The organism is Bacillus sp. Je.9.29.b (assembly GCF_051129925.1).
GTDB lineage: Bacteria > Bacillota > Bacilli > Bacillales > Bacillaceae > Bacillus > Bacillus safensis.
Map to the genome: position 1 here is coordinate 1 of NZ_JBCPSO010000039.1, position 219 is coordinate 219.

The window sequence follows — 219 nt, forward strand, 5'->3', positions numbered from 1 at the left end:
TACCAGTGGCACCGGTAGGACCTGTTGGTCCAGTAATACCTGTTGCCCCCGTAGTTCCAGTTGAACCGGTGATACCCGTTGCCCCGGTAGGTCCGGTAGCTCCAGTGATACCCGTTGCCCCGGTAGGACCTGTAGCTCCAGTGATACCTGTAGCTCCAGTAATACCCGTGACACCAGTAGGTCCGGTAGCTCCGGTAATACCCGTGGCGCCAGTAGGTC

General features: G+C 58.4%; 1 protein-coding gene. It reads right to left on the reverse strand.

The genetic code is table 11. The annotated features are described in order from the left end of the window. The coding region (locus tag AAZR19_RS19010; protein ID WP_434704008.1) for a hypothetical protein at positions 1–219 on the reverse strand (219 nt) is incomplete at both ends.